At 52.5% G+C, this 9187-nt stretch carries 7 protein-coding genes and 1 pseudogene; all 8 read left to right on the top strand.

Features of this window, described 5'->3' with window-relative positions; genetic code table 11:
* Positions 1 to 603 (top strand): annotated as a pseudogene (locus tag B5F38_RS14490) (leucine-rich repeat domain-containing protein); the annotation flags it as partial.
* Between the two features lie 819 nt (positions 604 to 1422).
* Positions 1423 to 2409, top strand: a complete 987-nt coding sequence (locus tag B5F38_RS14485) for a T9SS type A sorting domain-containing protein (RefSeq protein WP_241147811.1) — start codon at positions 1423 to 1425, stop codon at positions 2407 to 2409.
* 354 nt (positions 2410 to 2763) lie between these two features.
* Positions 2764 to 3381, top strand: coding sequence for a ribosome biogenesis GTP-binding protein YihA/YsxC (gene yihA, locus B5F38_RS05370; RefSeq protein ID WP_087408276.1), 618 nt, complete (start codon positions 2764 to 2766; stop codon positions 3379 to 3381).
* Positions 3382 to 3532: 151 nt separating this feature from the next.
* Entirely contained in the window at positions 3533 to 4003 is a 471-nt protein-coding gene (locus tag B5F38_RS05365) for a nucleoside deaminase (protein ID WP_255376492.1), read from the top strand.
* A 56-nt stretch (positions 4004 to 4059) separates the two neighbouring features.
* Positions 4060 to 4524 (top strand): DUF4494 domain-containing protein, encoded by a 465-nt coding sequence (locus tag B5F38_RS05360; RefSeq protein ID WP_087408274.1) that lies wholly within the window; start codon positions 4060 to 4062, stop codon positions 4522 to 4524.
* Positions 4524 to 5195 (top strand): YggS family pyridoxal phosphate-dependent enzyme, encoded by a 672-nt coding sequence (locus tag B5F38_RS05355; protein ID WP_087408273.1) that lies wholly within the window; start codon positions 4524 to 4526, stop codon positions 5193 to 5195. The genes B5F38_RS05360 and B5F38_RS05355 overlap by 1 nt, the downstream gene beginning before the upstream one ends.
* Positions 5196 to 5420: 225 nt before the next feature.
* Positions 5421 to 6905: an MFS transporter gene (locus B5F38_RS05350; protein ID WP_087408272.1), complete on the top strand. Its 1485-nt coding sequence runs from the start codon at positions 5421 to 5423 to the stop codon at positions 6903 to 6905.
* Between the two features lie 140 nt (positions 6906 to 7045).
* Positions 7046 to 9079 carry a transketolase gene (locus B5F38_RS05345; RefSeq protein ID WP_087408271.1) on the top strand — a complete coding sequence of 678 codons (2034 nt, stop codon included), beginning with the start codon at positions 7046 to 7048 and terminating at the stop codon, positions 9077 to 9079.
* Positions 9080 to 9187: the final 108 nt, after the last annotated feature.

Here is a 9187-nt window from a genome sequence, read left to right as displayed (position 1 = left end):
AATTCTGTAGAAAGCATCGGTGGCTATGCTTTCTCTGATTGTAGTGGACTCACCTCCATTATTATCCCTAATTCTGTCACAAGCATCGGCGAAGCTGCTTTCGAACTCTGCACGAGTCTCTCCTCTATCACTATTGGCAATTCTGTCACAAGTATCGGAGATAACGCTTTCGATGGTTGCACGAACCTTACCTCCGTCACTATTGGCAATTCTGTTACAAGTATCGGAGATTACGCTTTCGAGGATTGCACTGGACTCACCTTCGTCACTATCCCCAATTCTGTAAAAAGTATCGGCGATTGCGCTTTCTTAAGATGCACGAGTCTCTTCTCCATTACTATCCCCAATTCTGTCACAAGCATTGGCGGTTCCGCTTTCAATGATTGCACGAGCCTTTCTTACGTCACTATTGGTAATTCTGTAAAAAGCATCGGATATAGAGCTTTCTATGATTGCACGAGCCTCTCTTCCATTACTATTCCTAATTCTGTCACAAGCATTGGCAGTTACGCTTTCGCTGGATGTAGTGGCCTCACCGAATTACTAATACCAGGTTCTGTTACATCTATTGAAAATGGTTTTGTCTATGGTTGCGATAGCCTTGCCAAATTATTTATGTTCCCCGAAACTGATTTTAGAGATTGCTTAGATGGGTGGCAAGGGGACCTGTACGTGCAAGAGTTGACGATGGAGCAACAGGATATATTTGACAACCCTACAGATAGTATATATTCGCTTGCTGATTATTATATTGAAACACGGAGTGAACTCACTAATGGCACATTCAAAGTCTCTCTTACACCTCGATATGAGAACGTGACTATAAATTATGTGCAGTATAAAAGTTCCAAAGACGGTAATTATCAGGAGCTCCTGCAAGGTGCCGATGGTTATTATTATTTTGAAACTACACCCGAATGGCCGGAATATGATTTGAGTATAGGGGTAAGCATAGGCGACCACTCCGACCAAAAATTGTCGAAGAAGCTGGGAGAAATAGTCCCTAATCCCACATATACATTCCTAAATCGAACTCAAACCACTTTTCAATTTCGAGTTGAATCTATAAAACCTTCTTGGTGTACAGAGTACGGAATGTGCATCTGTGATTGGTGGTGGGGGAATAGTATAGACTCTTATTATCCGGTAGATGAAGAGGGGGTGGTTACAATTACCGGACTGATTCCGGAATTGTCCTATTATATCAGGGCCTATGCAATATATGGGGATACTATACTATATTCTACCGAACAGCATGCTGAATCATTTGAAACCTTGGATGTATCTCCCTCGATAAGTGTTATTTCGCGGACGCCTACGACCATTACCGTAAAAGGGGATAGCGGCCATGGCGACGCAACACTCATAGAGAGCGGGTTCACCAAAACCTCAGGATCGAAAGAATTTATAAGCGGCGATGAGATGAAATGGACCAATTTGTCTCCCGACAGAACATACACCTTTTATTATGCCACCCACACCGAAGAGGGAGGATATGATCGCACAACCTTGGAGGTAGCGACGTTGCATCCCAGTCTGACCACCGAGAGTGCGCAACCCACATCGACCACGAGTGTTCGACTGATGGCAACGACCAACCTCGATGATGAGGAGATGCGTGCGGGATTTCAATGGAGACGCTATGATGCTCCTGACGAGATGCCCTCAAACGAGGTGAGTTGCCCCGTCGTGGAGGGTAATCTCGTGGGGTCGCTGCGCAATGTCAATCCCGAGGTTTACTATAAGTATCGCCCTTTCCTCAAGATCAATGACACCTATTACTATGGCGACTGGGCGGTATTCTTTACCGGCGATGCGGCGGTATACTTCGAGCCCGAGGTGCGCACCTACGATGCCCTGTCGGTTACCGCCAACGGTGCGACTCTCAACGGATATGCGTTGGAAGGCTCCGATGCCATTTCGAGCCAGGGCTTCGAGTATTGGGCTACAACGCCTCTCACCAAGGCTTCGACGAATGGCGGAGTACAAAAGGTAACTGTCTCGGGGATAAGGATGCAGACCACACTCACCGACCTTGAGCCGGGCACGACCTACAGCTTCCGGGCCTTTGCCACGACAGCGAGCGGCACAGTCTATGGCGAGGAGAAACAGTTCACTACCGAACCGGTGGTAGCTGTCGAAGAGATTAAGGGTAGCAACGGTCTGGAAATGGATGTCAAGTTGCGCAGCAACCCCGTGACACGAGGCACGGCCTGGGTACAGGTGAGCGGCACAACCGCTGCGGCCGTACAATATCGCGTGGTGTCGATAACCGGACAAACCATGAGCGCCGGTACACTGACGTGTGGCGAGTGGCAATCCATAGATGCCAGTTTCCCTGCCGGCATGTATCTGCTTATGGTCAATGATGGCACGAAGTCGCGCACGGTGAAATTTATCGTGAAGTAACCGACTCTTCTTCAAGTGCTTGAAGGTGTGTCTAAATAGGTATAACCTCAGTCCTGAGACCTGTTGAATGGATAAAACAAAGCCCTGGCTTGCACAAGTCGGGGCTTTGTCATGTTATAATAATGATAAACATATAAATAGATGATTTACGGTCTACCGGTTCCGCGTCGCAGCGCGGGGTGACGTACTGGTCATACCGCACCTCGATGCGGTATCCACCCGGTATGCTGTGCGACGGGTTGAGATTGAGCGTGTTGCCGATCGTCCTCGACGTACAAACCGGGGGCGAAAGTAGGAAATCCGGAAAAAGTCAGTATATTTGTCCTCCCTGAACATCTGAAAAAAGAGATTGATATGGAGATAAAAAACGCCAAGTTTGTGGTGAGCAGCAGTCGGGTGCAGGATTGCCCGTCGCATCGGTTGCCCGAGTATGCCTTTATCGGACGCTCCAACGTGGGGAAGTCGTCGCTCATCAACATGCTCACCCGGCAGAAGGGGTTGGCCATGACCTCGGCCACGCCGGGAAAGACGATGCTCATCAACCACTTTCTCATCGACAACAGCTGGTATCTGGTCGACCTGCCCGGCTACGGCTATGCCCGCCGGGGCAAGGAGAGCCGCGAGGCACTGCGCAAGATGATCGAGGGGTATGCCCTCCATCGTCAGGAGCTCACCTGCCTGTTTGTGCTGCTCGACTGTCGTCACAAGCCGCAACAGATAGACCTCGACTTCATACACTGGTTGGGCGAGAACGGCGTGCCTTTTGCCATCGTCTTTACCAAGACCGACAAGGTGGGGCCCGTGGCCCTCAAGTCGGGCATCGAGCACTACAAACAGGTGCTGCTCGAGACGTGGGAGGAGTTGCCGCCCATCTTTGCTACCTCGTCGGAGCGGGGGAGCGGGCGCGACGAACTGCTCGACTATATCGACCAGGTGAACCGGAGCCTGAAGGAGGCGGCCGATGCCGATTGAAATCGGAGGCGGGCGGCTCTTTTTCGGCGGGAGTTCTTTTGTTTCTCCCGATTTGATTCGTATCTTTGTATACCCAAGAGGGAAGATGCACCCTTGAGGCGGTCTGTCGGGAACCCGGCACCGCGTGTTTGAGCTTTTTAATAGAGAAGATATGTGTGAGAAAGATACCTTTATGCGCGAGGCCATAGAGCTTTCGCTCGACAATATCGACCACGGCGGCGGTCCCTTCGGTGCCGTAATCGTGAAGGATGGCCGGATAATCGCCCGGGGTGCCAATCGGGTGACGGCCTCGAACGACCCCACGGCTCATGCCGAGGTGAATGCCATTCGCGAGGCGGCTCGCGTGCTGGGTACCTTCGACCTGAGCGGGTGCGAGATATACACCTCGTGCGAGCCCTGCCCCATGTGTCTGGGGGCCATCTATTGGGCGCACCTCGACAAGGTCTATTACGGCAACACCAAGGCCGATGCCAAGGCTATCGGGTTCGACGACTCGTTTATTTACGACGAGTTGGCTCTGCCGATGGATGAGCGGCACTTGAAGGCCATCCCCCTCATGCACGACGAGGCCATCAAGGCTTTCGAGAAGTGGGAGAACAAAAGCGACAAAATAGAATATTAACCGATATAACGAACCACCGGGGGTGCGCAGCACCTCCTTTTTTTGAATAGAAACGTATGGCAAACTGGTTTGAATGCAGAGTCAAATATGACAAGATGCTGGAAAACGGCATGCAGAAGAAAGTAACGGAACCCTATCTGGTCGATGCCCTCTCCTTTACCGAGGCCGAGGCGCGCATCATCGAAGAGGTGTCGCCCTTTATCTCGGGCGAGTTTTCGGTGTCGGCCGTGAAGCGGGCCAACTTCAGCGAGCTCTTCTTCGACGAGACGGGCGACCGCTGGTACAAGTGTAAAATCAATTTCATCACCCTCGACGAGAAGAGCGGCATGGAGAAACGCACCGCATCGTACATGCTGGTGCAGGCTGCCGACTTTGAGACCGCACTCAAGAATCTGAATGCCGGCATGAAGGGCACCATGGCCGACTGGGTAATCGTGTCGATTGCCGAGACCCCGCTCATGGATGTCTATCCGTTTAATCCCGAAGGCAAGACGCAGGAGGAGGACCGACCGAAAGAGTGATGAACGAAATCGCGCAACATATAGCCAACATACGACAGGAGCTGCCGGCGGGTACCCGCCTGGTGGCCGTGTCGAAGTTTCACCCCGCCGAGGCCCTGATGGAGGCCTACGAGTCGGGACAACGCATCTTTGGCGAGAGCCGGGTGCAGGAGCTCGTGGGCAAGTACGAGGCGCTGCCCAAGGATATCGAGTGGCACTTCATAGGCCACCTGCAAACCAACAAGGTGAAATATATCGTCCCCTTCATCTCCCTCATTCACAGTGTCGACAGCGAGAAGCTGCTGGGTGTGATCGACAGCGAGGCAACCAAGTGCGGCCGGGTGGTCGATTGTCTGCTCGAGATACATGTGGCCCGCGAGGAGAGCAAGTATGGATTCACCCCCGAGTCGTGCCGCGAGTGGCTGAGCGGGAAGCCCCTGGAGCGGTATCCGCATGTGCGGGTGTGCGGTCTCATGGGTATGGCCACGCTCACCGACGACGAGACCGAGGTAGACCGGGAGTTCGGCGAGCTGAAGAGTCTGTTTGACGAACTGAGGGCCTCGGGTACGGTCGACGCTGCAGCCTTTACCGAGCTGTCGATGGGTATGTCGCACGACTACCGGCTGGCTCTGCGGCATGGCAGTACGCTGGTGCGCATAGGTACTTCGATATTCGGCGAGCGGGTCTATTGAGCAGGCCCGCTCGTCTGCTTGAAAGAGTGTTTGACCATGAAATTTATGTTTAAGAACATATATTTGTTGTGTTCGTAGCTGAATAATAAGCATTACTTTTGTCCTTAATTTTAAGTTTTCCAGAAAAACAGAAGGCCGAAAAAGAATTCACGTGAATAGACACACACATATATCAATAGAGACATTTATATTATTCTAAATACATTAAAATTAAAATCTTATAAAATGAGTACAGATCAGAAAAACAAGGGGAAAATTATTGCCATTATCGCAATGATGTTCCTGTTTGCAATGATTGCTTTCGTCACCAATCTGGCGGCACCGTTCGGACTTATCTGGGGTAACCAGTATTCGTGGGCCGGCATGATGGGTAACATGATGAACTTTTTGGCCTATCTGTTTATGGGTGTACCTGCGGGTACGATGCTGGTGAAAATCGGCTACAAGAAAACAGCTCTTACGGCTATGGCCGTAGGTTTCGTGGGCCTCTTTATTCAGTATTTGTCGAGTGTTGTGGGTGCCGATACGGCTCTCTTCTCCGTAGGGGGACAAGAGGTGTATCTGAACCTGATTATCTATCTGTTGGGTGCCTTCATCTGCGGTTTCTGCGTATGTATGCTCAACACCGTGGTAAACCCCATGCTGAACCTGCTCGGTGGTGGCGGTAACAAAGGTAACCAGTTGATTCAAACCGGTGGTACCCTCAACTCGCTGGCCGCTACGCTTACCCCGCTCTTCGTGGGTGTGCTCATCGGTTCGGTAACCGACAAGACCGCCATGAGCGACGTGACTCCGCTGCTCTTCATCGCCATGGCCGTGTTTGCCGTTTCGTTCATTATCATCTCGGCGATTGCCATCCCTGAACCTCACCTGGCCAAGAAGGGTGAGCCCCAAGAGAAATTCGAGCATAGCCCGCTGGCCTTCCGTCACACGTTGCTGGGTGTGATTGCCATCTTCCTCTATGTAGGTATCGAGGTAGGTATCCCCGCTCAGTTGAACTTCTTCATGGCCGATACGAGTGCCAAGGGTGCCGGTATTCTGGTGAACGGGGCCGCCATCGGTGGTGCCATCGTGGCCATCTACTGGTTGCTGATGCTGGTAGGCCGTTTCTTGAGTAGCTTGATCAGCGGCAAGGTTTCGACCCGCGCTCAGTTGATAGCCGTTTCGTCGGTAGCCATTGTCCTCACGTTGATTGCCATCTTCACGCCTAAAACCGTAGGTTTCGATGTACCGAAGTTTGTATACGACCCGGCCAAAAAGACCGTCGAGCTTCTGGAGAATGCCGGTATCCCGGCTGCCGAGGCCGAGGCTTTCGTGGCCAATCCCTCTGCCGAATTCCTGGAGCAAAATGCCGCAGCCTTGGCTACGGAGAAGATGACTCCCGAGTCGGTGATGAAATCGCTCGAAACGCCCAAGGTTCCCCTGAGTGCCCTCTTCCTGGTACTCTGCGGTCTGTGCACCTCGGTGATGTGGGGTGGTATCTTCAACCTCGCAGTCGAAGGTCTGGGCAAATACACGGCCAAGGCTTCGGGTATCTTCATGGCCATGGTAGTGGGTGGCGGTGTGATGCCGTTTATCCAGAACATGCTCTCGGGCAGCTTCGGCTACCTGGCCAGCTACTGGCTGGTAATTGCCATGTTGGCATACCTGCTGTACTATGGCCTGATCGGTTGCAAGAATGTCAATACCGATATTCCTACCGAAGATTGATCGACTATTTGTCTATCGCATAAATATATAGATAAAAGAGAGTGGGGCCGGAGCCTCGCTCTCTTTTTCTTTTTGAGAACTTTTGTCTGTTTTTGTAGGTTTATACTCGCGAATTGTATTATTTTTGTAAAAAAAATTCCATGAACGATACGAGCTTGTTGAACAGAGCGGCTGACAATATAAGAGTATTGACGGCAGCAATGGTTGAAAAGGCCAAATCGGGACACCCCGGCGGAGCCATGGGTGGTGCCGATTTTACCAATGTGTTGTATTCCGAGTTTCTGGTGTATGATCCTGAGGATCCGCAATGGATCAATCGGGACCGTTTCTTCCTGGATCCCGGGCACATGTCCCCTATGTTGTACAGCGTGCTGGCGATGGCGGGTTTCTATACGATGGACGATTTGAAATCGTTCCGCCAGTGGGGCAGCATTACGCCGGGGCACCCCGAAGTCGATGTGAAACATGGTATCGAAAATACCTCGGGTCCGCTGGGGCAGGGGCACACGATGGCTGTGGGCGCAGCGATTGCCGAGCGCTTCATGGCTGCTCGTTTCGGCGAGTGGTGCAGCCATAAGATCTATGCGTTCATCTCCGACGGTGGTATACAGGAAGAGATTTCGCAGGGAGCCGGTCGTGTAGCCGGGTTCCTGGGGTTGCACAACCTGATTATGTTTTTCGACAGCAACGACGTGCAGCTCTCGACCGATACCGATGCGGTGACCGACGAAGATACGGCTGCCAAATATCGGGCGTGGAACTGGAATGTCATCGAGATAGACGGGTGCGACCCTGCGGCCATTCGCGATGCCTTGGCTCTGGCCAACCGCGAGACCGAACGCCCCACGCTCATCATTGGCAAGACCATCATGGGCCGTGGCTGCGTGACGGCTACAGGCGAGAAGTTCGAAGGTAAATATTCTACGCACGGGCAACCCTTGAGCAAATCGGGCGCTTCGTACGAAAAGACGGTTGAAAATTTGGGCGGAAACGTAGAGAATCCGTTCGTGATATTCCCCGAGGTGGTTGACCTGTATGCCCGTCGGGCCGAGGAGCTGAAAAAGATTGTCGCCGAGCGCAAGGCCGTGCAGGCTGCCTGGGAGAAGGAGAATCCCGAACTGGCTGCCGAGCTGCACGACTTCTATGCCGGCAAATTGCCCGAACTCGATTTCGCTTCGATTGAGTACAAGCCCAATGTGGCTACCCGTACGGCTTCGGCCAACGTGCTTTCGTATCTGGGCGAGCGGGTGAAAAATATGGTGGTTTCGTCGGCCGACCTGGCCAACTCGGACAAGACCGAGGCCTTCTTGAAAAAGACCGGTGCTTTCTCGAAAGGAAATTTCAAAGGTGCCTTCCTGCACGCCGGTGTAGCCGAGCTCACCATGGCTTCGATTATGAACGGCATTTTGCTGCACGGCGGCATGCAGGCCGCTTGCGGTACCTTCTTTGTATTCTCGGACTATATGAAACCTGCCGTGCGCATGGCTGCCTTGATGGAGCTGCCGGTGAAGTATGTGTGGACACACGACGCATTCCGGGTGGGCGAAGATGGTCCTACTCACGAGCCCGTAGAGCAAGAGGCACAAATCCGGCTTTTGGAACAGCTGAAAAACCACAGCGGAAAGAACAGCGTATTGGTGTTGCGCCCGGCCGACAGTGCCGAGACGTTGGTCGCCTGGAAGCTGGCGATGGAGAACAACGATACGCCTACGGCCTTGATTCTGTCGCGGCAGGATGTGCCCGACCTGCCTTCGGCTACGGGCAACCGTTATGCCGATGCCTTGCAGGCCGAGAAGGGCGCCTATGTGTTGATGCGCGACGAGAACCCCGATGTGGTGCTGGTTGCCAACGGTTCAGAGGTGTCGACTCTGGTCGGTGCGAGCGAGATACTGCACGGTCAGGGAGTAAAAGTACAAATCGTATCGGTGCCCTCGATCGGGCTCTTCCTCGACCAGCCGCAGTCGTATCGCGAGGCTGTAATCCCTGCCGGCTTGCCCGTATTCGGGTTGACGGCCGGTTTGCCCTCGACGCTGTTGCCGGTTGTGGGTACAGGTGGTAAGATTTACGGGCTGGACCGCTTCGGTTATTCGGCTCCCTATAAGGTGCTCGACGAGAAATTGGGCTTTACACCCGATCATATTGCGCACGAAATAGCTTCATACATTGGTAAATAAAGGTTGAAACTATTGCCATATTTGACCGAAATCGCTTCTCTGGAATACGGAGAAGCGATTTTCTTGTAAATTTAAATAAAAATTGTTTGCTGAGTAAAAAAAAACGTG

Source organism: Barnesiella sp. An22, from assembly GCF_002159975.1.
Lineage (GTDB): Bacteria > Bacteroidota > Bacteroidia > Bacteroidales > Barnesiellaceae > Barnesiella > Barnesiella merdigallinarum.
This window is presented reverse-complemented; position numbering and strand designations above follow the sequence as displayed.